This window comes from Lutibaculum baratangense AMV1, assembly GCF_000496075.1.
In the GTDB taxonomy this organism is placed as follows: Bacteria; Pseudomonadota; Alphaproteobacteria; order Rhizobiales; family Tepidamorphaceae; genus Lutibaculum; species Lutibaculum baratangense.
Genome location: NZ_AWXZ01000039.1, coordinates 114,382 through 138,446, shown reverse-complemented (window position 1 = coordinate 138,446; position 24,065 = coordinate 114,382). Strand labels below are relative to the sequence as shown.

Annotated in this window: 17 protein-coding genes and 1 pseudogene; 13 read left to right on the top strand and 5 right to left on the bottom strand. The window is 68.9% G+C overall.

Features of this window, described 5'->3' with window-relative positions:
- The first annotated feature begins 1 nt into the window (after position 1).
- Positions 2–583, top strand: a complete 582-nt coding sequence (locus N177_RS15225) for an amino acid synthesis family protein (RefSeq protein ID WP_023433272.1) — start codon at positions 2–4, stop codon at positions 581–583.
- Positions 580–1,164: an amino acid synthesis family protein gene (locus tag N177_RS15220; RefSeq protein WP_023433271.1), complete on the top strand. Its 585-nt coding sequence runs from the start codon at positions 580–582 to the stop codon at positions 1,162–1,164. The genes N177_RS15225 and N177_RS15220 overlap by 4 nt, the downstream gene beginning before the upstream one ends.
- Positions 1,165–1,200: 36 nt before the next feature.
- Here the strand turns inward: N177_RS15220 and N177_RS15215 are convergent, their stop codons facing one another.
- Entirely contained in the window at positions 1,201–2,400 is a 1,200-nt protein-coding gene (locus tag N177_RS15215) for an amidohydrolase family protein (protein WP_023433270.1), read from the bottom strand.
- Positions 2,401–2,615: 215 nt separating this feature from the next.
- On the opposite strand from N177_RS15215, the gene N177_RS15210 reads away from it, so the two are divergent.
- The 11 genes and pseudogenes from N177_RS15210 to N177_RS15160 all read left to right on the top strand — a co-directional run.
- Positions 2,616–3,389 carry a ferredoxin--NADP reductase gene (locus N177_RS15210; RefSeq protein WP_040486020.1) on the top strand — a complete coding sequence of 258 codons (774 nt, stop codon included), beginning with the start codon at positions 2,616–2,618 and terminating at the stop codon, positions 3,387–3,389.
- Between the two features lie 49 nt (positions 3,390–3,438).
- Positions 3,439–3,909, top strand: coding sequence for a MarR family winged helix-turn-helix transcriptional regulator (locus tag N177_RS15205; RefSeq protein ID WP_023433268.1), 471 nt, complete (start codon positions 3,439–3,441; stop codon positions 3,907–3,909).
- A gap of 241 nt (positions 3,910–4,150) precedes the next feature.
- A complete protein-coding gene (locus N177_RS15200; protein ID WP_040486019.1) occupies positions 4,151–5,350 on the top strand; it encodes an ABC transporter substrate-binding protein in 1,200 nt (399 codons plus the stop codon).
- A gap of 45 nt (positions 5,351–5,395) precedes the next feature.
- Complete coding sequence (locus N177_RS15195) at positions 5,396–7,294, top strand: ABC transporter permease (RefSeq protein WP_023433266.1); 1,899 nt, start codon at positions 5,396–5,398, stop codon at positions 7,292–7,294.
- Positions 7,294–8,076: an ABC transporter ATP-binding protein gene (locus tag N177_RS15190; protein WP_023433265.1), complete on the top strand. Its 783-nt coding sequence runs from the start codon at positions 7,294–7,296 to the stop codon at positions 8,074–8,076. The genes N177_RS15195 and N177_RS15190 overlap by 1 nt, the downstream gene beginning before the upstream one ends.
- Positions 8,073–8,786: an ABC transporter ATP-binding protein gene (locus N177_RS15185; protein WP_023433264.1), complete on the top strand. Its 714-nt coding sequence runs from the start codon at positions 8,073–8,075 to the stop codon at positions 8,784–8,786. The genes N177_RS15190 and N177_RS15185 overlap by 4 nt, the downstream gene beginning before the upstream one ends.
- Before the next feature lie 6 nt (positions 8,787–8,792).
- On the top strand, positions 8,793–9,284 hold the full coding sequence (locus N177_RS15180; RefSeq protein WP_023433263.1) for a (2Fe-2S)-binding protein: 492 nt from the start codon (positions 8,793–8,795) through the stop codon (positions 9,282–9,284).
- Entirely contained in the window at positions 9,281–12,760 is a 3,480-nt protein-coding gene (locus N177_RS15175) for a molybdopterin cofactor-binding domain-containing protein (protein WP_023433262.1), read from the top strand. The genes N177_RS15180 and N177_RS15175 overlap by 4 nt, the downstream gene beginning before the upstream one ends.
- 144 nt (positions 12,761–12,904) lie before the next feature.
- On the top strand, positions 12,905–15,415 hold the full coding sequence (gene ppsA, locus N177_RS15170) for a phosphoenolpyruvate synthase (protein WP_023433261.1): 2,511 nt from the start codon (positions 12,905–12,907) through the stop codon (positions 15,413–15,415).
- An 81-nt stretch (positions 15,416–15,496) separates the two neighbouring features.
- A complete protein-coding gene (locus N177_RS15165; RefSeq protein ID WP_023433260.1) occupies positions 15,497–16,762 on the top strand; it encodes a DUF763 domain-containing protein in 1,266 nt (421 codons plus the stop codon).
- Positions 16,763–16,809: 47 nt separating this feature from the next.
- A pseudogene (locus N177_RS15160) lies at positions 16,810–17,265 on the top strand (adenylate/guanylate cyclase domain-containing protein); the annotation flags it as partial.
- Between the two features lie 13 nt (positions 17,266–17,278).
- On the opposite strand, the gene N177_RS15155 reads toward N177_RS15160, so the two are convergent.
- The 4 genes from N177_RS15155 to N177_RS20710 form a co-directional block, all read right to left on the bottom strand.
- Complete coding sequence (locus N177_RS15155; RefSeq protein WP_023433258.1) at positions 17,279–17,683, bottom strand: GFA family protein; 405 nt, start codon at positions 17,681–17,683, stop codon at positions 17,279–17,281.
- Positions 17,684–17,870: 187 nt separating this feature from the next.
- Positions 17,871–19,172: an HlyD family type I secretion periplasmic adaptor subunit gene (locus N177_RS15150; RefSeq protein WP_023433257.1), complete on the bottom strand. Its 1,302-nt coding sequence runs from the start codon at positions 19,170–19,172 to the stop codon at positions 17,871–17,873.
- Between the two features lie 26 nt (positions 19,173–19,198).
- Positions 19,199–20,980 carry a type I secretion system permease/ATPase gene (locus N177_RS15145; protein ID WP_023433256.1) on the bottom strand — a complete coding sequence of 594 codons (1,782 nt, stop codon included), beginning with the start codon at positions 20,978–20,980 and terminating at the stop codon, positions 19,199–19,201.
- Positions 20,981–21,252: 272 nt separating this feature from the next.
- Positions 21,253–23,010, bottom strand: coding sequence for a right-handed parallel beta-helix repeat-containing protein (locus N177_RS20710; protein WP_023433255.1), 1,758 nt, complete (start codon positions 23,008–23,010; stop codon positions 21,253–21,255).
- Positions 23,011–24,065 lie beyond the last annotated feature (1,055 nt).

The window sequence follows — 24,065 nt, the reverse complement described above, 5'->3', positions numbered from 1 at the left end:
GATGCCCGATGTCGTCGTGCGCAAGCGCATGCTCACCGTCGAGGAGGTGTTCCACGAAGGCGGGCCGCCGCCCGAGACGCCGCTGAAGCGCGGCGCGATCCTCGTCGCGATCCGGAACCCGTTCGCCGGGCGCTATGTCGAGGACGTCGCCTCCTTCATGGAGGACCTGAAGCCGCTCGGCCTGGAGATGGCGCAGCGTCTCGTGGAGGCGATGGGCGGCGTCGCGGCGGTCGAGAGCTATGGCAAGGGCTCGATCGTCGGGGCGGCGGGCGAGCTCGAGCACGGCGCCCTCTGGCACGCACCCGGGGGCTACGCGATGCGCGAGGTCCTGGGAGGGGCGAAGGCGATCGTGCCGTCGACAAAGAAGGTCGGCGGCCCCGGCACGAGGCTCGACGTGCCGCTGACGCACATCAACGCCTCCTACGTGCGCAGCCACTTCGACGCGATCGAGGTCGGCCTGCCGGACGGGCCGAAGGCCGACGAGCTCGTCTTCGTGCTCGCCATGGCGACAGGCCCGCGCGTGCATCACCGGATGGGCGGCCTCGCCGCCGCGGACGTGAAGGGGGAGGACGGCCTGCGATGAAGGCGAAGATCCGCAAGATCATGACGGTCGTCGAGGATCTCTGCATGGAGATGGGACGGCCGATCGACCCGCCGACGAGGCGCGCCGCCGCCGTCGCGGTGATCGAGAACCCGTTCGCGGGCAGTTACGTCGAGGACCTCACGCCTCTCATGGAGATCGGCGAGGAATTGGGCGCGCTCCTGACGGAGCGGGCCGTCGCGGCGCTCGGCATCCCGGGCGAACGGGCCGAGAGCTACGGCAAGTCGGCGGCCGTCGGCGAGAACGGCGAGCTCGAGCATGCCGCCGCGATCCTGCACCCGAAGATGGGCGCGCCGGTGCGCAAGGTGCTCGGCAAGGGCGCGGCGCTCATCCCCTCGACGAAGAAGCGCGGGGGCCTCGGCACCGTCCTCGACATCCCGCTCGGCCACAAGGACGCGGCCTATGTCCGCAGCCATTTCGACGGGATGGAGGTGCAGATCGCCGACGCGCCGCGGGCGAACGAGATCATGGTCGCGATCGCCGTCACCGATTCCGGCCGCCCCCTGCCCCGCGTCGGCGGCCTGACGACCGGCGAGATCAAGGGCGAGGACGGCCTGCGCTGAGCTGCCTGGCCCGCGGCCCTCTCCCGGGGCCGCGGGTTACCCTACGACGACGCTCGGCAGCTTCTCGGCCGGCGGCGTGTTGCGGCTGCGGGTCGTGCGCACGAGGCCGTCGATGATCGTCATGCCGATGCCGGGCAGGTCGCCGAGGCCGATCGATTCGAGGAAGGTCCGGCCGGCCGTGTGCTGGGCCCTGTCCATGATCACGAAGTCGGCCGCCCTGCCGACCTCGATCAGCCCCGTGTCGAGCGCCCTGAGCCGCGCCGTGTTGCCGGTCGCGAAGCAGAAGGCGATCTCGGCCGGCACCTCGCCGAGGGAGGAGAGCATCGAGACCATGCGCGCGATGCCGAGCGGCTGGACGCCGGAGCCCGCCGGCCCGTCGGTGCCCAGGATCACGCGGTGGAGGTCGCCCATCTCCTTTGCGGTGCGCAGGGCATAGAGCGCGGCGCGCTCGTTGCCGTTGTGGACGAGCTCGAGGCCGCGCTTGCAGCCCTCGCAGATGCAGCGGATCTGGCCGTCCGGCAGCGCGGTGTGGCCGCCGTTGATGTGGCCGACGACGTCGGGATCGACCTCGAGCACGACATCGGCGTCGATGAGGCCCGAGCCCGGGATCGACGGCCCGCCGGTGTGGATCGTCGAGTTGAAGCCGTGCTTCCTCGCCCAGTCGACCATCTTCCGGCCCGTGGGTCCGTCCTTCACCGCGCCGAGGCCCACCTCGCCCAGGAGGTGGACGCCCGCGGCCGCCATCTCCTGAAAATCGTGCTCCTCGAGCTCCGGCTCGATCACCGGCGCGCCGGCCAGCACCTTCACCCCGTGCGGACGGAAATTCGCGAACGCCTTGTGCGCGAAGATCGCCATGGCTTTCAGGCCCGCGACGTCCTTCGGCCGGCCCGGCGTATGCACCTCGCCGGCCGAGATCATCGTCGTGACGCCGCCGTGCAGCGTGCTCTCGATCCAGTTGAGCTGGCTCTGGCGCGGCGTCCAGTCGCCCGCGACGGGATGGACGTGGCTGTCGATCAGGCCGGGCGCGACGACGGTGCCGTTCGCGTCGACGACGGTGTGGGCGTGCTCGAGGTCGAGATCCTTGGCGCGGCCGATGCCCGCGATCCGGCCGCCGATCGCGACGACCGCGTCGGCGTCGAGGACCGGGTTTGCGATGTCGCCCGAGAGCAGGAGCCCGATATTCCGGATGACGAGCTTGTGATCGGGATCGACCGAGGTCTGGGCATCCTGGGCCATGGGCTTCGAAACTCCTCCTGCGCGGCGCCATCGGCGCGGATTGACAAAAGCGGCGTTCCGCCACTAGTCATTCGTACACAAACGACCTATATGTTCAAGCGGCGAGGGAGCGCCGCGGGACGCGCATTTTTTTGCGCGTCGAGTGCGGCCTGCTCCTTGACCCGACGCGGCGGGAAACCCATAACGAACGCAAAATTGTTCCAACGGTGGTGCTCATGGCGGCCTTCTTTGAGGAAAAAGTTCTCGACGTTCGTCACTGGACGGACACGCTCTTCAGCTTCAAGACGACGCGCGATCCGACGTTCCGCTTCCTGAACGGACAGTTCGTGATGATCGGCCTGCCGGTCGAGGGCAAGCCGCTGCTGCGCGCCTACTCGATCGCCAGCGCGAACCACGAGGAGACGCTCGAGTTCTTCTCGATCAAGGTGCCGGACGGCCCGCTGACGTCGCGCCTGCAGAACATCAAGGACGGCGACACGATCATCGTCGGCCGCAAGCCGACGGGCACCCTCGTGCAGGACAGCCTCGAGCCCGGCCGCAACCTCTATCTCCTCTCCACCGGCACCGGCCTGGCGCCCTTCCTGAGCGTCATCAAGGACCCGGAGGCCTATGAGCGGTTCGACAAGATCGTTCTCGTCCACGGCACCCGCGAGGTGGCCGAGCTCGCCTTCCAGGACCGCATCCTGAAGGAGCTGCCGGATCACGAGTACCTCGGCGAGTATATCCGCGAGAAGCTCGTCTACTACCCGACGGTCACGCGCGAGCCCTACCGCAACCGCGGCCGCATCACGGATCTCATCGAGAGCGGCCGGCTGTTCCAGGACCTCGAGCTCGACGATCTCGACCCGGCGCACGACCGCGTCATGATCTGCGGCAGCCCCGCGATGCTGAAGGACACGCAGACGCTGCTGGAGTCCCGCAACTTCCGGGAAGGCAGCCATGGCGAGCCCGGCCAGTATGTCATTGAGAAGGCGTTCGCGGAGCGCTGACGGCGTTGCGGCCGGCCCGGCGAGACACGCGTCCGGAACCTCCGCTAGAGTGAAGCGAGTCGAGGCGGAGGTGCGGGCGAAGGTGAAGGATGGCGGGCCGGTCGACCGGAAGAGCTACAGCCTCGACGAACAGGTGGGCTTTCTCCTGAGGCAGGTGCAGCAGCGCCACACCGCGCTCTTCGCGGAGACCTTCGAGAACGACCTCACGCCCACCCAATGGGCGGTCCTGGCGAAGCTCGCCGAGATCGGCGAGTGCTCGCAGAACCTGCTCGGCCGCCTCACCGCGATGGACGTCGCCACGATCAAGGGCGTCGTCCACCGCCTGCAGCTGCGCGCTTTCCTCGCCTCCCGCCCCGATCCCGACGACCGCCGGCGCCTGCTCATCTCGCTCTCCCCCGAGGGCCGCGCCTATTTCGAGGAGCGGTCGGCGCGAGCCTTCGCCGTCACCGAGGCGACGCTCGCCCCGCTTTCCCCCCAGCAGCGGAAGACCCTCATCGAGCTCCTGAAACAGCTGCGATGACCTCTGGCCACGGGCGGCTGTTCATGCTGCACTTGCCGGAGCGGAAGACCCTTTCCGCAGGCGCAGCACGAAGCTTTCGCACTTGCACAAAGATTCGGCTGGTCAATCGGTAGGCTTGACGGCTCTCGCCAGGTCATTTGTATACTAACGGCGACGGCTCGGTTTCCGCTGACGACGCATCGCGTCGTCTCCGCAACGCGACGCCCGGCGCCAGACCGGGCTCATCGACATGGGGCTCTCGATGTTCAAGACGTTCGCACGCTTCGGACTGACGGCCATTCTCCTCGGCAGCGCGCTCGCCGCACCGGTTTCGGCGGCCGAGATCAAGATCGGCGAGATCAACTCCTACTCCGCCCTCCCCGCCTTCACCGAGCCCTACCGGAAGGGCTGGCAGCTCGCTGTGGAGGAGATCAACGCCGACGGCGGGATCAACGGCGACGAGCTCGTCGTGATCTCGAAGGACGACGGCGGCAAGCCGGGCGACGCCGTGACCGCCGCGAACGAGCTCGTCGCCCGCGAGGGCGTGGTGCTCCTGACGGGCGGCTTCTTCTCGAATGTCGGCCTCGCCCTCGCCGACTACGCCAAGCAGCGCCGCGTCTTCTTCCTCGCCGGCGAGCCGCTGACGGACGCCATGGTCTGGAGCCAGGGCAACGAGTACACGTTCCGCCTCAGGCCCTCGAACTACATGCAGGCCTCGATGCTCGCCGAGGAGGCCGCGAAGCTCGACGCCACGAAATGGGCGACGATCGCGCCGAACTACGAGTACGGCCAGTCCGCCGTCGCGGTCTTCAAGGAGCGGCTTCAGGAGCTGAAGCCGGACGTCGAGTTCGTCGCGGAGCAGTGGCCGCCGCTCGGAAAAATTGACGCGGGCTCCGTCAGCCAGGCGATCGACGCGGCCGAGCCCGAGGCGATCCTGAACGTGACCTTCGGCCCGGACCTCGTGCAGCTCGTGCGCGAAGGCACGACCCGCGGCCTCTTCCAGGACCGTGACGTCGTCAGCTTCCTGACGGGCGAGCCCGAATATCTCGACCCGCTCGGCGCCGAGGCGCCCGAGGGCTGGATCGTCACGGGCTACCCCTGGTACGACATCGACACGCCCGAGCACCAGGCCTTCGTCGACGCCTACCAGGCGAAGTTCGACGACTATCCCCGGCTCGGCTCGCTCGTCGGCTATATCGAGCTCAAGATGATCGGGGAGATCCTGAAGAAGGCGGAGTCGACGGACGCCGAGGACCTGATCGCCGCGGCGAAGGACCTCGAGATGGACACGCCCTTCGGCCCGATCACGCTGCGCGGCATCGACCACCAGGCGACGCTCGGCGCCTATGTCGGCACCACCGCGGTGCGCGACGGCAAGGGCGTCATGGTCGACTTCACCTACAAGGACGGCGCCGACTACCTGCCCTCCGACGAGCGGGTGCAGGAGCTGCGGCCGCAATAAGGGGCTGACCGAGATCACGGCGAAACGCGACGGCGAGACCCATCGATGTCCCTCTACGTGGTGCAGTTCCTGGCGGGCCTCGCCAACGCGGCGTCGCTGTTCCTGGCGGCGTCCGGCCTCTCGCTGATCTTCGGGGTCACCCGGATCGTCAACTTCGCCCACGGCGCCTTCTACATGCTGGGCGCCTACATGGCCTTCACGCTGACCCGCACGCTGGACGGCGCGGTCGGCTTCTGGGCGGCGATCCTCATCGCGGCGGCCGTCGTCGCCGTGATGGGCGCGCTGCTCGAGATGGTGCTCCTGCGCCGCATCTACCAGGCGCCGGAGCTCTTCCAGCTGCTCGCGACCTTCGGCGTGACGCTGATGGTCGAGGACATCGTGCTCCTCGTCTGGGGGCCGGAGGATCTCGTCGGCCCGCGCGCGCCGGGGCTCGAGGGCGCGATACTCGTGATGGGGCGGCCGCTGCCGACCTACGACATATTGCTGATCGCGCTCGGACCGATCGTGCTCTTGGGCCTGTGGCTCCTGATGCACCGGACGAGGTGGGGCGTGCTGGTGCGGGCGGCCACGCAGGACCGCGACATGGTGGCGGCGCTCGGCGTCAACCAGAAGTGGCTCTTCACCGGCGTCTTCACCCTCGGCATCTTCCTCGCCGCGCTCGGCGGGGCGCTGCAGATCCCGCGCACGGCGGTGTCGCATCACATGGACCTGTCGATCATCGTCGAGGTCTTCGTGATCACCGTCATCGGCGGGCTCGGCTCGATCACCGGCGCCTTCCTGGCGGCGATCCTCGTCTCGCTCCTGAACGCTTTCGGCATCCTCATCTTCCCCTCGATCTCGCTCGTGCTCATCTTCCTCTGCATGGCGGTGGTGCTCGTCATCCGGCCCTGGGGCTTCCTCGGCAAGCCGGTCGTCGCGGGCCACAAGAGCGCCGGCGTAACGGTCCGGCCTTGGCAGCCATGGTCGCGGGAGGCGCGGATCGGCGCCGCGATCGTGGTGGCGATCGCCGCGCTCCTGCCGTTCTGGCTCGGCACCTACGGCCTCTTCGTCGGTGCCGAGATGATGATCGCGGTGATCTTCGCCGTCAGCCTGCAGTTCCTGATGTCGACCGGCGGGCTCGATTCCTTCGGGCACGCCGCCTATTTCGGCCTCGGCGCCTACGGCGCCGCCATGGCGGTGAAGTGGCTCGGCGCGCCGATGGAGGCTGCCCTCCTGATCGCGCCGCTCACGGGTCTCGTCGGGGCGCTCGTCTTCGGCTGGTTCTGCGTGCGCCTGTCGGGCGTCTACTTCGCGATGCTGACGCTCGCCTTCGCGCAGATCCTCTGGTCGATCGCCTTCCAGTGGGTGCCCGTCACCGGCGGCGACAACGGCATACTCGGCGTCTGGCCCTCCGGCTGGGCCTCGAGCCCCGCCACCTATTACTGGCTGACGCTGGCGGTTGCCGTCTTCTCCGTCGCGGCGCTGAGGATGCTCGTCTTCTCGCCCTTCGGCTACGCGCTCCGGGGGGTGCGGGATTCGACGCTTCGGGCGAGCGCGATCGGCTTCAGCCGGCAGCGCGTGCAATACGCGGCCTTCGCCGTCGCCGGCGCGTTCGCCGGGCTCGCGGGCGCCCTCTTCGCCTTCCTGAAGGGCAGCATCTTCCCCGACGCGCTGTCGATCCCGCAATCCGTCGACGGCCTCGTCATGGTGCTGCTGGGCGGCATCGCCACGGTGTCGGGCTCGGTCGTCGGCGCGATCGTCTACACCGCCGCCTCGATCTGGCTGATGAGCCAGACCGACCTGTCGCGGCTCGTGCTGGGCGGGCTCATCGTCGTCCTCGTCGTCGCCTTCCCGAAGGGCATCGTCGGCTCGATCTCAGACCTCGTGGGCGGCCCCCTCTTCCGGCGGCGCGGCGCCGGCCCCGCGGGCCGCGAGGCCGCCGTCGCCGGATCGGAGGGCGCGTGATGGCCGAGCCCCTCCTCCGCGTCGAGAGCCTGTCGAAAGCCTATGGCGGCGTGCAGGCGGTGAAGGATGTGAGCTTCACCCTCGTGCCGGGTGAGATCCTGGCGCTGATCGGCCCGAACGGCGCCGGCAAGTCGACCTGCTTCAACATGGTCAATGGCCAGATCGAGCCGTCCGGCGGCCGCATCTTCATCGACGGGCAGGACACGGCAGGCATGTCGCCGCGCCAGATCTGGCGACTCGGCGTCGGCCGCACCTTCCAGGTGGCCGCCGTCTTCTCGTCGATGACGGTCCGCGAGAACGTGCAGATGGCGCTCCTCTCGCACGAGAACCGCACGAACGTGTTCTGGCGGCAGGCGAGGCAGATGGAGAGCGGCAAGGCCGACGAGATCCTCGAGCTCATCGGCATGGCGAGCCATGCCGACCGCCCCTGCGCCGAGATGGCCTACGGCGACGTGAAGCGGCTCGAGCTCGCGATCGCGCTCGCGAACGACCCCAAGCTCCTCCTGATGGACGAGCCGGCGGCGGGGATGGCGCCGCGCGAGCGCGTCGAGCTGATGGCGCTCACGGGCCGCATCGCGCGCGAGCGCAATATCGGCGTGCTCTTCACCGAGCACGACATGGACGTGGTCTTCGCCCACGCCGACCGGCTGATGGTGTTGAACCGCGGCGAACTGATCGCCGAGGGGGACCCCGAGGAGGTGCGCCACAACCCGCAGGTCCGCGCCACCTATCTCGGCGAGGGCCTCGTCTACGACCAGGCGAAGACGAAGGTGACGACATGACGGGCGCCGGCCTCAGGGTGCGCGATCTCGACAGCTTCTACGGTCCCGCGCAGATCCTGTTCGAGGTGGGGTTCGACGTGGCGCCGGGCGAGGTCGTGGCGCTGCTCGGCCGCAACGGCGCCGGCAAGTCGACGACGCTGCGCTCGCTGATGGGCCTGATGGCCAGGCGCGAGGGCGAGATCAGCTTCCGCGACACCCGCATCGAGACGCTGCCGACCTACGAGATCGCCCGGCTGGGCCTCGGCTACGTGCCGGAGGACCGGCGGATCTTCACGGAGCTGACCGTGGAGGAGAACCTGACGGTCGGCCAGCAGCGGCCGCGCGAGGGCGTGACGACCTGGACGCCCGAGCGGCTCTACGCGCTCTTCCCGAACCTCGCCGAGATGCGCCGGCGGCCCGGCGGCCAGATGAGCGGCGGCGAGCAGCAGATGCTGACGATCGCGCGCACGCTGATGGGCAACCCGTCGCTCATCCTGCTCGACGAGCCCTCGGAGGGGCTCGCGCCGAAGATCATCGAGCAGATGGCCGACGCGATCGTCACGATGAAGCGCGAGGGGCTGAGCATCGTGATCTCCGAGCAGAACCTGCATTTCGCCCGGCTGATCTGCGACCGCGCCTACATCCTCGAGAAGGGCCGGATCCGCTTCCAGGGCTCGATGGCGGAGCTCGAGGCCGACGAGGCCGTGCGTAACCAGTATCTCGCGGTCTAGAGGCCCATGCGCGCGTCGGCGAGGGCCGCCTTCAGGCTGAGCGTCAACGGCGGCTGGCATGAGGTCGAGGCCGCGCCGGAGACGCCGCTCCTCCACGTGCTGCGCAACGACCTCGGGCTCAACGGCCCGAAATATGGCTGCGGCCTCGCCCAGTGCGGCGCCTGCATGGTGCTCGTCGAGGGCGTCGCGCGGCGCGCCTGCGTGCTGCCGGTGGCGCAGATGGAGGGGCGGCGCATCGTGACGCTCGAGGGGCTCGGCACGCCGGAGGCGCCCGACCCCGTGCAGGCCGCCTTCATCGCGGAGGAGGCCGCCCAGTGCGGCTACTGCACGAACGGCATGATCATGAGCGTGAAGGCGCTGCTCGCCCGCACCCCCCGCCCGAGCGAACAGGAGATTCGCGCGGCGCTGCGCCACAATCTCTGCCGCTGCGGCACGCATGTGGAGATCCTGCGGGCGGTTGCGCGGGCGGTCGAGACCACCGAGGTCGCGCCGACATGACGGGCGTCCGCTCCGGGGGAGCGCTCGTCGTCACCGGCGCGGGACGGCTCGGCCGCGAGACGTATCTGCGTATCACTGGCGACGGCCGCGTCAGCGCCTATAACGGCCATGTCGACCTCGGCACGGGCCTCCGGACGGCGCTCGCGCAGATCGTCGCGGAGGAGCTCGACGTCGATCCCGCCGACGTCGAGATGGTGCTCGGCGACACCTCGCGCACGCCCGACCAGGGCCCGACGATCGCGAGCGAATCGATCCAGATAGCCGCCGTGCCGCTGCGCAACGCCGCCGCGCAGGCCCGCCACGCGCTGCTCGCCCGCGCCGCCCGCGCCTTCAACGCCGCGCCCGAGGAGCTGCAGGTCGAGAACGGCGAGGTCTTCGTGGCCGGCGGCGACCGGCGGATCGGCTACGGCGCGCTGATCGGCGAGGAGACGATCGAGCTCGAGCTGTCGGCCGACGTGGCGGTGAAGCCCGTCGCCGAGCACAGGATCGTCGGCACGCCGCACAAGCGCCTCGACCTGCCGGGCAAGGCGACCGCGCAAATCACCTACGTCCACGACGTGCGCGTCGACGGGATGCTGCACGGCCGCGTCGTGCGGCCGCCTTATGCCGGCCGCGACACGGGCGACTTCGTCGGCAACAGCCTGATCTCCGTCGACGAGGGCTCGATCGCCCACATCCCCGGCATCGTCGCGGTCGTCGTGATCCGCGACTTCGTCGGCATCGTCGCGGAGCGCGAGGACGACGCCGAGCGCGCGATGCGGGCGCTGAAGGTCGCATGGCGCGAGCCGCCGCCTTTGCCCGACCTCGGCGACGTGCCGAACGCGCTGACCAGCAACCCGTCGACGCCGCGCACGCTGATCGACAGGGGCGACGTCGACGCGGCGATCGACGGCGCGGCGAAGCGGCTCGAGCGGCGCTATGTCTGGCCCTACCACCTGCACGGGCCGATCGGGCCCTCCTGCTCCGTCGCTCACTGGCAGGGCGACGGGCTGACACTGTGGTCGGGCACGCAGAACCCACACATGCTGCGGGCCGACCTTTCGCGGCTCCTGGAGATCCCGGAGCACCGGATCGACATCCGCCGCCACGAGGCCGCGGGCTGCTACGGCCGCACCTGCATGGACGACGTCGGCGGCGACGCGGCGCTCCTGTCGCGGGCGGTGGGACGGCCGGTGCGCGTTCAGCTTTCCCGCGAGCAGGAGCACGCCTGGGAGCCGAAGGGCGCGGCGCAGCTGATGGAGGTGCGCGGCGGCATCGCCGCCGACGGCTCGCCTTCGGGCTACGACTTCGAGACGCGCTATCCCTCGAACCGGGGCCCGAACCTCGCGCTCCTGCTGACGGGGGTCGTGAAGGCCGATCCGCAGCCCTCCGACATGGGCGACCGCACGGCGATCCCGCCCTACGCCTATGACGACATGCGCGTCGTCGTGCACGACATGGCGCCGATCGTGCGCGCGGCGTGGATGCGCGGCGTGTCCGCCATGCCGAACAGCTTCGCGCATGAGAGCTATGTCGACGAGCTGGCCGCGGAGGCCGGCGTCGACCCTGTCGAGTACCGCCTGCGATACCTTCAGGACGAGCGGGCGAAGGAACTGGTGAAGGAGACGGCGGAACGGGCCGGCTGGGCGCCGCGCACCGCGCCTCGCCTCGTCGCCGAGGGCGAGATCGCCTACGGCCAGGGCTTCGCCTACGCCGTCTACGTGCACGGCACCTTCCCGGGCACCGCGGCCGCGCAGGCCGCCTGGGTGGCGGAAGTCGCAGTGAACCGGCGCACCGGCGAGGTGGTGATCGAGCGGGTCGTCGCCGGGCAGGATTCCGGCATGATGATCAACCCGGCCGGCGTGAAGCACCAGATCCACGGCAATGTCGTGCAGTCGGTCAGCCGGGTCATGAAGGAGAAGGTCGCGTTCTCCGACACCGCCGTCGCGACGAAGGACTGGGGCTCCTATCCGGTCCTGAATTTCCCGGAGCTGCCGCGCATCGAGGTCGTGATGATGCCGCGGCAGTCGGAGCCGCCGCTCGGCGTCGGTGAATCGGCGTCGGTGCCGAGCGCGGCGGCGATCGCCAACGCGATCTACGACGCGACCGGCGTGCGCTTCCGCGAGCTGCCCTTCACGCCCGAGCGCATCCGCGCGGGGCTAGAAGGCACCGCCCTGCCCCCGCCCGCGAAGGCTCCATCGCGCCCGCGCCGCCGCCTCCTCGGCCAGTTGACGACGGCGGCCGCCGCCGCGCTAACGACCGCCGCGGTCGCGTGGAGCTGGCACACGCCCATCGCCCGCATCGCTCCGCCCGACCCGTCGGTCTGGTCCGCCGCCACGATCGAGCGCGGGCGGCAGCTCGCGAGCCTGGGCGCCTGTGCGGTCTGCCACACGGCTGAAGGTGGCGCCATCAATGCCGGCGGGCGCGGCATCGAGACGCCGTTCGGCACGGTCTACGCCACGAACATCACGCCGGACGCCGAGACCGGCATCGGCGCGTGGTCCTACACCGCCTTCGAACGCGCGATGCGCAAGGGCATCTCGCGCGACGGCCACCACCTCTACCCGGCCTTCCCCTATACGAGCTTCGCGCGGACGAGCGACGCCGACATGCAGGCGCTCTACGCGTATCTCATGTCGCAGGCGCCGGTGCGGGCCGAGGTGCCGGAAAGCCGCCTCGCCTTTCCGTTCAACCTGCGCGCCGCGATGGCGGGCTGGAACGCGCTCTTCCACCGCCCCGGCACGCTCGAGCCCGACCCGGCGCGCAGCGAAGCGTGGAACCGTGGCCGCTATCTCGTGGAAGGCCTCGGCCACTGCAGCGGCTGCCACAGCCCGCGCAACGCGCTCGGCGCGGAGAAGACGGGACGCCTGCACCTCGCCGGCGGCATGGCCGAGGGCTGGGAGGCCCCTGCCCTCACCGCGCTGTCGAAGAGCCCCGTCTCGTGGACGGAGAACGCGCTCTACCAGTATCTCCGCGACGGTTGGTCGCCGCATCACGGCTCGGCCGCCGGGCCGATGGCGCCGGTGATCGAGGAGCTGCGGGAGCTCCCGGACAAAGACATACGCGCGATGGCGACGTATCTCGGCTCGCTGAACGATGCTCCCGCCGACGGCGACCTCGCCTCCCTCGCCGCCCGCCTCGCGAGCGAAAGCCATGCCCGCCTCGTCGAGGGGCACGAGGCCGGCGCGCGGCTGTTCGAGAATGCCTGCGCGATCTGCCACGGAGCGGACGCGCTCGCCGCGCCGGACGCCCCGGCGATCCCGCTCGCGCTCAACTCGAGCGTCCATTCGGACCGCCCGGACAACCTGATCCGCGTGCTGCTCGAGGGCATTCCCCTGCCGCCGCGCCCCCTGTCGGGCTCGATGCCGTCCTATGCGGGCGCCTACTCGAACGGCCAGATCGCCGAGATCGCGGCCTATGTCCGCGCCCGTTTCGCGCCGGACAGGCCCGCCTGGGAGGGGCTGGAAGACGCGGTGGGGCACATTCGCGGCGGTTAGTCGAGGGCCGAATGGAGCTGGGCCCGCTCGAGCTTGATCGCGGTCAATGCCCCCTCCGTCCCGCCCGATTATCCCTCGTCTTCACGGCCCGGGCGGCGAAGCCGCTCGCCAGATCCCGCGAGACATGGCCGCAGGAGGCTCGACATGGCGACCCACACTCCTTCCGTGATCTGGTTCGAGAAGCTGAAGCGCGGCGACGTCGCGAGCGTCGGCGGCAAGAACTCCTCGCTCGGCGAGATGGTGGCGAACCTGCAGGCGAAGGGCGTGAAGGTGCCGGACGGCTTCGCGACGACGGCCGACGCCTTCCGCCGCTACCTCGCCGAAAACGGCCTCGTCGAGACGATCGGTGCGGAGCTCGACGACTTCTCGAAGGGCCGGGTCACGCTGCAGGAGGCCGGCCAGACGATCCGCCGCGCCATATTGCGCGGCGAGTTTCCCGCCGACATCGCCGAGGAGATCGCCGCGTCCTACCGGGAGCTCTGCCGGCGCGCGGACAAGCCGCAGGCCGACGTCGCCGTGCGCTCGTCGGCGACGGCCGAGGACCTGCCTGACGCGAGCTTCGCGGGCCAGCAGGAGACCTATCTGAACATCCGCGGCGAAGCGCAGCTTCTCGACGCCTGCCGCCGCTGCTACGCCTCGCTCTTCACCGACCGCGCGATCAGCTACCGCGTGGCGAAGGGCTTCGACCACATGAAGGTCGCGCTCTCGGTCGGCGTGCAGCTCATGGTGCGCTCCGATCTCGGCGGCTCGGGCGTCATGTTCTCGCTCGACACCGAGACGGGCTTCGACAAGGTCGTGCTCATCAACGCCGCCTTCGGCCTCGGCGAGAACGTGGTGCAGGGCGCCGTCGACCCGGACGAATACGTCGTGTTCAAGCCCCTCCTCGCCGATCCGGCCCTGAAGCCCATCGTCGGCAAGAAGAAGGGCGCGAAGGCGATCAAGATGGTCTACGCGACCGGTGGCGAGGGCCCGACGAAGAACGTGCCGACCTCGAAGGCCGAGCGCGCCGCCTTCGTGCTCGAGGACGAGGACATCCTGACGCTCGCCCGCTGGGCGGTGACGATCGAGGCGCATTACGGCCTGCCCATGGACATGGAGTGGGCGAAGGACGGCGAGACGGGCGAGCTCTTCATCGTGCAGGCGCGGCCCGAGACGGTGCAGTCGCGCCGCGAGGCCGGCGCATTGAAGAGCTACACGATCTCCGGCAAGGGGCGGACGCTCGTCACCGGCCATTCGATCGGCGATGCGATCGTCTCCGGCCGGGTCTGCGTGATCGACCACGCGAGGGACATCGGCCGCTTCGTCGACGGCTCGGTGCTGGTGACCTCGACCACCGATCCGGACTGGGTGCCGATCATGAAGCGGGCCACCGCGATCGTGACCGACCATGGCGGGCGGACCTCTCATGCCGCCATCGTCAGCCGCGAGCTCGGACTGCCGGCCGTCGTCGGCACCGGCAACGCGACCGAGCTCCTCGCCGACGAGCAGGAGGTGACGGTCTCCTGCGCGGAAGGAGACGAGGGCTTCGTCTACGAGGGCACGGCGGATGTCACGGTCGAGGACGTCGACCTGACCGGGGTGCCGGAGACCCGCACGAGGGTGATGCTCAACCTCGCGAACCCCGCGGCCTGCTTCCGCTGGTGGCAATTGCCGGCCGACGGCGTCGGGCTCGCGCGGATGGAGTTCGTCGTCAACAACCACATCAAGGTCCACCCGATGGCGCTCGTGCGCTTCGGGAGCCTGAAGGACGAGGCCGCGAAGGCGGAGATCGCCGAGCTGACGGCAGGATATGCCGACAAGACGGAATATTTCGTCGACCGGCTGGCGCGCGCGCTCGCAAGCATCGCCGCCTCGCAGCACCCGAGCGACGTCATAGTGCGGATGAGCGACTTCAAGACGAACGAGTACGCGAACCTGGTCGGCGGCGCCGAGTTCGAGCCGAAGGAAGAGAACCCGATGCTCGGCTTCCGCGGCGCGTCGCGATATTACTCGCCGCGCTACCGGGAGGGCTTCGCGCTCGAATGCCGAGCAATCGAGCGGGTGCGCAAGGAGATGGGCTTCACGAACGTGGTCGTCATGATCCCGTTCTGCCGCTCGACGAAGGAGGCCGACCGGGTGCTCGAGGTGATGGCCGAGAACGGCCTCGCCCGCGGAACCGACGGCCTCAAGGTCTACGTGATGTGCGAGATCCCGTCGAACGTGATCCTGGCGAAGGAGTTCGCGAAGCGCTTCGACGGCTTCTCGATCGGCTCGAACGACCTGACGCAGCTGACGCTCGGCGTCGACCGCGACTCGGGCGAGCTCGCCGACCTCTTCGACGAGCAGGACGAGGCGGTGAAATGGATGATCCGCAACGTCATCGCAGCCGCCCACGAGGCAGGCGCGAAGGTGGGCCTGTGCGGCCAGGCGCCGAGCGACCATCCCGAGTTCGCCGAGTTCCTCGTCGAGTGCGGCATCGACTCCATGTCGGTGAGCCCGGACAGCTTCGTGGAGGTGAAGCGCCGGGTCGCCAAGGCGGAGGCCGACGGGCGGCGCGGCGCGGGGACCGTGCCGGAGGAGGTGCTGAAGCACCGCGAGGAGATGCTCGACGAGGCGATCGAGGAGAGCTTCCCGGCGAGCGACCCGCCGGCCGTCCACTGGGACGAGCGCGTCTGAGGGGAGCCTGCCGGCTTCGGGTTGACCGCCCACCGAACATAGGTAGAACATCGGCGTTCCGAGGCACTGGGAGCGCGAGACATGGCGCAGAGATCCGGCAGCGCCGACCTGCCGCTGCATGGCGGTCGCGTGCCCGCGTGGCTCGCGGGCCGGATGAACCGGCTTGCCGGCGTGATGACGGAGGCGATCGTCCTCGAATATGGCCGCGACGAGTTCCTGCGCCGCCTGTCGCACCCCTTCTGGTTCCAGTCCTTCGGCGCCGTGATCGGCATGGACTGGCACTCTTCCGGTGTGACCACCACGGTGATCTCGGCCCTGAAGAAGGGCCTGAAGCCGCTGGAGAGGGAGCTCGGCATCCATGTCTGCGGCGGCCGCGGCAGGCACTCGCGGCAGACGCCGGCGGAGCTCGCTTCCGTCGGCCAGCGCACCGGCGTCGACGGCGACGCGCTGGCGAAGGCGAGCCGGCTCGTCGCGAAGGTCGACAGCGCGGCGGTGCAGGACGGGTTCGACCTCTATCTCCACGGCTTCGTCGTGGCGGATGACGGCAAATGGGTCGTGATCCAGCAGGGCATGAGCGACGCGAGGCGCCAGGCACGGCGCTACCACTGGCTGTCGGAGGGCCTGACGGACTTCGTCGACCAGCCGCACAGCGCGATCGAGGGGCGGAGCGGCGGCGAGGTGATCAACCTCACCGACCGGAGGGCCGCGGCGTCGCGGAAGGCGCAGCTCGACCTTCTCGGGGGGATAGGGCCCGACGGCATAGCCGCGGAATTCGCCCGGCTCGACGGTCGCGCCGCCGCCGCGCCGGAGCCGCCACAGCAGGAGCTGTTGCCCCACCTCGTGATGCCGGACCGCCACGACCTCAGGGAGGGCGACGTGGTGCTGCGGCGCCTGCACGGCGCGCTCGCGGCCGCCGCCGAGCGGGGCCCCGTCGACTTCCCCGACCTCCTGATGACCGGCGGCGTCGGCGCGCGCACGGTGCGGGCGCTGGCGATGGTCGCGGAGGTGGTGCACGGGACGCCGTGCCGGTTCAGCGACCCCGCCCGCTTCTCGCTCGCCCATGGCGGCAAGGACGGCCACCCCTACCCCGTGCCGCTGAAGGTCTACGACCAGACGATCACGGTCATGAAGCAGGCCGTGAGAAAGGCGAAGCTCGGCGAGAGCGAGGAGCTCTCCGCGATCCGCCGGCTCGACGCCGAGGCGCGACGGCTCGAGCGGCACGCGAGGGGGCCCTCGCTTCAGGCCCACATCGCCGAGGAGCGGGCGAACTCTCCCGCCTATGGCGGCCGAACGGTCTTCGGCTGGGCTTCGGACGAGGCTCAGGAGGCGATGAGAAGCGGCAGGTAGGCCGCGATCGCGACGAGCAGGGCGATGAAGGCGATCCGCACGAGCCGATCGACAAATATATCGGCGACTGCGTGATGGCCTTCTGGAACGCCCCGCTCGACGACCCCGACCACGCGGCGCACGCCGTCGAGGCGGGCCTCGCCATGGTGGCCGCCGTCGGCCGCCTGAACGAGGAGCTGGCCGCGGAGGCGGAGACGACGGGCGTGCCGGCGCCGCGGATCGCGATCGGCGTCGGCATCAACACCGGCACCTGCGTCGTCGGCAACATGGGCTCCGACATGCGCTTCGACTACACCGCGCTCGGCGACGCGGTGAACCTCGCCGCGAGGCTCGAGGGGCAGACGCGTCTCCACGGGGTCGACCTGATCCTCGGCGAGGAGACGGCGCATCGCGTGAAGGACCGGTTCGCGCTCGTGGAGCTCGGCTCCGTGACCGTGAAGGGCCGGCGGGAGCCGGTCCCGGTCTTCACCGCGGCGGGCGGCCGGGCGCCGACTTCCCGGGAATCCTGATGTCGCCTCAGAGATGGGCCGTGACCTTCGGAGGCTCCCACCAGGCGTCGTCGCGGCCGTTCATGTAGCGGATCGGCAGCGCCGCCAGCTCCTCGGGCGTCACGTCGTCGAGCGTCGCGACCTGGACCGCGACGTAGTCGCCGACGATCTCCTCGACATGGCCGCGCCCGAACGGATGGACGCCGCAGCGGGCGCAGAAGAGGTGGTGGTTGCTCATCGTCGCGAAGGTGTAGGAGGTGAGCATCTCCTCCCCCGACAGCAGCCGGAAATCCGCGGGCTTCACGATCGCGGCCCACTCGCGGGTCTTCGTGCAGATCGAGCAGTTGCACCGGCTGGTGCCCGCCTCGAGGTCGATCTCGGCCTCGTAGCGCACCGCCCCGCAGTGGCAGCTGCCGCGATAGGTCTTCCTCATGGCGCGTCTCCCGGTCGATCGAGGACATCTACGCCAGTCCTCCTGCCAGCATCCCGTCAGGATCGGCCGGGGGCAGGCCGCACGAGATGCGGAAGGACGGCGGGTGCCGCTCAACCGGCCGACTGGTAGGCGAAGAGCCGCTCCCGGCTGAGCCGGCCGACCGGGGCGGCTCTTGGAACCCGGATCGTCAGCTTTCGCGCATCGCTCGCCTGATGGTCTTCGTGATCGGTTCGGCGATGTAGGCGAGGAAGGTGCGGGGGCTGGTCGTGATGAACACTTCGACGGGCTGCCCCGGGCCGACCTTCTCCGGGTCGAACCCCGGCAACGGCTGAGGATCGAGCCGGAGGCGAACGAGATAATACGGCTCCCCGGTGCGGTCGTCCGTCAGGCTGTCGGCCGAGATATGAATGACCTCCCCGGGCGCCGGCGGCACCTCCCGGCGGTCGAGCGCAGAGAAGGAGAGGCGGGCCGCCTGTCCGATACCGATCTGGTCGATGTCGCTTGGACGGACGCGAGCCTCCACCACGAGATCCCGGCTGCGGGGCACCAGTTCCATGACCGCCTCCCCGGGAGTGATCACGGCACCGGGGTTGTACTTCGTCACGTTCATGACGGTTCCGGCCACCGGAGCGCGCAGCACGATACGGTCGAGCACGGCCTGCGCTGCCCGCAGTCGCTCCGAAAGGTCCGCGCGCTGCAGGCGCACTTCGCCCAAGCTCCTGGTCGCCTCCTCCAGCCGCGAGACCTTGAGGCGCTGTATCTCCTGTTCGCTTTCGGCGACCTTCTGGCGCGCCTCGGCCATCCCCGAGATCAGCTGACCCCGGCGCCCGATCAGCTCCGCTTCCGCGCGCTTGAGTTCGAGAACCCGCGTCTTGCGAGCGAGCCCCTTCTCAAGCAGTCCCTCGGTGTCCGACTTCTCTTCCTGGATCAGGGTCAGCTGGATGCCGACCGCCTCCTTCTGCGCCTCCAGGCCGGCGATCTGCTCCCCGAGTGCCGCAACCTGCTGGCCGAGGATGTTCAGCTCCGCCGTGTACTTCTCGAGCCGCGCGAGAAACTCGGCGCTCTGGTCGGCTATGACCTGCTCGACCTCGCCCGATCGTCCCCGCTCGAGCAGCGCCTCGGGGAAGCGTATCTCTTCGAGCCCGTCGCGCTCCGCGAGGGCGCGCGCCTCGAGAGCGGCGAGGACGTCGAGTTGCGCCTGCAGACGGTTCTTCGTTGCCTCGGCCGCCGTGCGGTCGAGGACCACCAGCGGATCCCCCGCTTCGACGCGCATGCCTTCCTCTGTGACGATCTCCTCGACGATTCCGCCCTCGAGATGCTGGATGACCTTGTTCCGGCCGGCCGCGGTCACCTTGCCCGAAGCCATCACTGCTCCCTCGATCGGGGCAACCGCCGCCCATGTGCCGAACCCGCCGAACCCGACGACGAGCGCCACTGCTCCGACCATCACCGGCCGCACGATCCCGGTGCTCACACTGTCGGCCCTCATCCGCGATGGTCCCTTTCCTGAATGCTTCATGATGCGGAGGCCGCCGGCCGCCCCATGACGGGCGGGGCCGCCTCGGCGGGAACAGGAGACAGGTTGCTGGCTGCCCGGGGCTCCACTCTTGCCCCGGTTCCCGCACCGTCCGTCGCCTTGCGCCGCATCTGCCGCCTCAGCACGTCCTCCTTCGGACCAAAATCCTCGATACGGCCCTCGCGAAGGACCAGAAGCTGGGTAAGCGCCGGTACGACATTGGGTCGTTGCGTGATGACGATGCAGGTGATGCCGGCCTCGCGACACGCCTGCAGGGCGGTGACGAGGGCATGCTCCCCCTCCCCGTCCAGTGACGCGTTCGGCTCGTCGAGAACGACGACGCGGGGGCGGCCGTATAGCGCCCTCGCCAGCGCGACCCGCTGGCGTTGCCCCCCCGAAAGCACCTGCCCGGATGGCCCGATCACGGTCTCATATCCATCGCGCATGCGCTGGATCAGCTTGTGGCATCCCGCCAGCCGCGCAGCCGTGACAACCTCGTCGGCATCAGGATTGGGATCCATGCGAGCGATGTTGCAGGCGATCGTGGTCGGGAAGAGCTCGACGTCCTGCGGCACGTAGCCGACATGGGGGCCTAATGCGTCAGGCGCCCAATGACGCAGGTCGTCGCCACCGATCCTCACGAGCCCCTGGGTCGGCTGCAGCGCGCCGACGAGGAGGCGTGCGAGGGTCGACTTGCCTGCACCGCTCGGGCCGATCACGCCGACGACCTCCCCGGGCTCGATCTCGAAGGAGATGCCCTTGATGATGGGCTCGCCACCGGTCGCGGGAGCATGGATCAGCTTCTCGACGGCGACGCTGCCGTCGGGAACCGGCAGCTTCATTCGGGCCTCGGGCTCGGGTGTCCCCTCGAGAATTGCCTTGATCCGGCGCCATGAATGGCCGGCGGCAACGAAGCTCTTCCATCCGCCGACGATCTGGTCGACCGGCGCGAGCGCCCTCGCCGATATGATCGAGGCCGCGAAGATGATGCCGGCGCTCATCGTGCTGTGCGTGAGGACGAGCAGCGCCCCGTAACCCAGGATCGAGATCTGCAGGATCAGGCGCAGGAAGCGCGAGAGGCCGCTCAGGCTCGCATTCGTCACGCCGGCCCGGTCCGCCGAGCTCAGGGAGACCGCATTCTCCCGCCACCAGGAGCCGACGCTGCTGCCGGTCATCCCCATGGCACGGATGACGTCAGCGTTGCGTGCTTGCACCTGCGCTCGCTGCAGGGCCGCCGAGCCGGACTGTGCCGCTTCGGAGAGGGGATGCTTCGTGAGTTGCCGGTTCGCATAGGACACCGCGAGCAACAGGACGGAAGCGGCGAGGGTGATCCAACCCAGATGGGGATGGATGATGAACAGGAGCGCCATGAACAATGGCGCGACCGGCGCGTCGAAGACGGCACAGACGGTCGGAGAGGAAAGGAATTGCCGAAGCTGCGACAGGTCGCGAAGCCCCTGGGGCTCGCTTTCGTTGCCGGCAGGAGAACTCAGCGAGATGTGCAGGAGCCGCTCGCCGAGCGCGGCTTCGAGCCGGGCCCCGGTCCGCATGAGCACGATTTGGCGAACCGCCTCCAGGAGGCCGGCGAGAGCGAGTGCACCGACCGCCACAAGGGTCAGCATCAGCAACGTCTCTCCGCTCCTCGACGACAGGACGCGGTCATAGACCGAGGTCATGTAGAGCGGCACCGTGAGCATCAGCAGATTGAGGGCGAGCGAGAAGCCCCCCGCGGCGAGAAGCCCGCGCCGACACCCTGCCAGCGGGTCCTGATCGCCGGCCACCGGCCCCGCCGCCAGTCCACGACGGGTCCCTCTTGTCATGGTGTCGAAGGCCGAAAGACTGTGTTGCAGAAGCGAGGTCTTCCACGGAGCAGGGAGCCACGCCGTCCCCCTGATGAGCATGCTGTGCGGCTTTGCCATACCCGTCTTTCCTGTCACACCCGCAGTGGCGAGTGCTTCCACGTCTCGCGACGAATCCGGATTGTCGTGCGCTGCCGCGGCTTGCCGCGGCAGCGCTGCTTCAACCTTGCGCCACAAGGGGCGCGACGTTCAGGTCACGCGTGCCCGAAGTCGCCGTGGCTGCCCTGGTCGCCGACCCACGTGCTGTAGTCTTCCCACCAGTCGGAGCGGTAACCTTCCAGGCTGTCCGCCAACGTTCGGCTCGACACGTCGGCCGTTTCCGTCGTGGATGCCGTGTCGGCGTCGTCGTTGCTCCAGCGGCCGTGCTTGCCGTCCCGCCAGAAGGCATCGTCGCCCCGCTGCCAGTTCTCCCACCACGATCTTCCGGTGTCGCGATCACTGACTTCCACGTCGGGCGTCGGCTGCAAGTCCGGCTCCGATTCGGGCTCAGGCTCCGGCTCGGGCCTGTGCTCGGGGAAATCGGGCTGGGGTCCGGGTTGCACATCCGGCTCCGTCAGCGGATCGCTGCCCAAACGAGCGACAAGGTCGTGCCCGTCGTTCGTGTTGCCCTCGTACACGGGATCGTTTTCGTAGAAGTAGGTGTAGCCCCACTGCCCCTCGCCCATATGGTTGTTCGTGAACGAGACGTTCGTGATGGGGCCGCCGTCGCGCGTGCCGTCGGAGTAGACGGTGTAGCCTCCGCCGACGAGGATGTTGTCGTCGACCGATACGTTGTCCACGGGACCGAAGTGGTTCTGGATGAACACCGCGGCCGTCTGCCCGTGATCGTTGATGATCGTGTTGCCGCTGATGTCGATGTCCGACGCGCCGTGGATCTGGATGCCGTCGTAGTGGGGAGATCCCGACGCCTTCAGGTCGTGGATGTAGTTGCCCTGAATGACCGCGCCGTCGCCCTGGACGGAGATGCCGTTCTCCACGTTGTGGATGTTGTTGCGCAGGAACGTCCCCTGCCCCCCGATGCCGCTCGATCCCCCGTTACCCGTTCCGGTACCGTCGATCTCGCAGTCCTGGACCACCGCACCGGTGACCCCGTCGGCGATCTTGACGACGTAGAAGTCGCTGGACGTGACCTTGCTGTTCTGCAGCGTCACGTTGTCGGCGTTGATGTAGACGGTGCCGCGGATGTCGAGACCGTCGAGCACGACCCCCGGCTCGTTGACGCTGATGTCGCCGGAAGGGGTGAGCGTCACGCCGTCCGGAACTCCCGTGTTCCCGGCGTGCGGGTAGCCGTCCCTCGGCTCCGGTTCCGGCTCGGGCTCCGGCCTCGGCTCGGGCTCCGGCTCCGGCTCCGGCTCCGGTCGCGGCTCGGGCTCCGGCTCCGGCTCCGGCTCCGGTCTCGGGGTCGGCTGATCGTCCAGCGTGCTGACGAGTTCATGGCCGTCGTTCGTGTTGCCCTCGTAGACCGGCCGGTTCTCGTAGAAGTAGGTGTAGCCCCACTGGCCCTCGCCCATGTGGTTGTTCGTGAACGAGACGTTCGTGATGGGGCCGCCGTCTCGCGTGCCGTCGGAGTAGACGGTGTAGCCTCCGCCGACGAGCAGGTTCCCATCGACCGTGACGCCGTCGACGGGTCCGAACTCGTTCTGGATGAAGACGGCCGACGTCTGCCCGTGATCGTTGATGATCGTGTTGCCGCGGATCTCGGTGTCTGACGCACCGTGGATCTGGATTCCGTCGTAGTGGGGTGATCCGGAAGCCTTCAGGTCGTGGATGTAGTTGCCTTCGATCACCGAGCCGTCGCCCTGGACCGAGATGCCGTTCTCCACGTTGTAGATGTTGTTGCGGAGAAAAGTTCCCTGGCCGGCGATGCCGCTCGATCCGTCGTTGCCGGTGCCGACACCGTTGATTTCACAGTCTTGAACGACGACGCCGCTCGCACCCGACCCGACCTTCACAACATAGAAATCGGTGGAGGTGATTCGGCAATTCTGCAGTGTTACATTGTCTCCGTTGATGTATACAGGCCCGTCAATGTCAAGACCTTCAATAGTTACGCCAGACTCGTTTATAGTTAAACCCTGAGATGGAGTGAGTGTCACTCCATCCTTTACCCCTGTGTTGTTGGCGTATGGGAAGGTTGGCATCCCTGATGTCTCCTTTTTCTTCAGGACGCCCTCACGATAGGGGCCAGTGAGGCAGCAATTCGACAGTGCGGCTGACACGGAGGGGGCCGCCCGGATCTCCATTGCGTGCGACAATTATGCCACGCAGGATTACGTTCCTAATTCACTGACTGCGGCGCTAGGACCCTGCCACGGATGCTTTTTTGCAAGCCGATTCGGCGGCAGCGGCGCTGTATCGGGGGCGGCCATCGAGGCGGAAGAGGCCGCTCGGCGGACAATTTCTTCCGGTCCCGTCTCGCGCGGAGTTGCGCTGCGGGAGGCAAAATGGCCGGAAAGAGCGATGGCCTCAATTCTGCCGTAATCGCCGCCCGCGGCCCGAACACGCGCAAATGACGGCGTTATGGGCGGACACTCCGCTTCCGCGGCGGCTGTCGCTGCCATTCAGGATCCAGCGGGCCGGAAATCGGAGGTATGGGACGCCAGAAGGTCCCGCCCGCCCTCGAATCGCCCATTCGCCCCCCGGGGAGGCGTCTCTCGATCTCCGCCACGAGCGAGCAAGGCGGCCTCCCCTCCATCGGACCCGGTCCCGCCGGCTGCGGTGGCGCGCTGGCCTCGGGGCCGCCGGGACGCCCCGGCGGAGCGAGGCACCGGCCCGGCAGGCAGTCCCGATCCCCGCCGCCGCGCAGCGGAAGACCAGGCGTCCACGAAGCCCCTTGCACGGCCTTTAGCCTTATTTATCTATTCATCGGCGCCATGAGTTCATTAGGATCGTGCCATATCATCAAGTAATACCCAGTAAAACTCAAAAGTACAGCCAACTATACGGGTTTTCTTCCATCTGCGACGCATCAAGGCTGGCACGACTGCCGCGCGAACTCGCCGCCGCG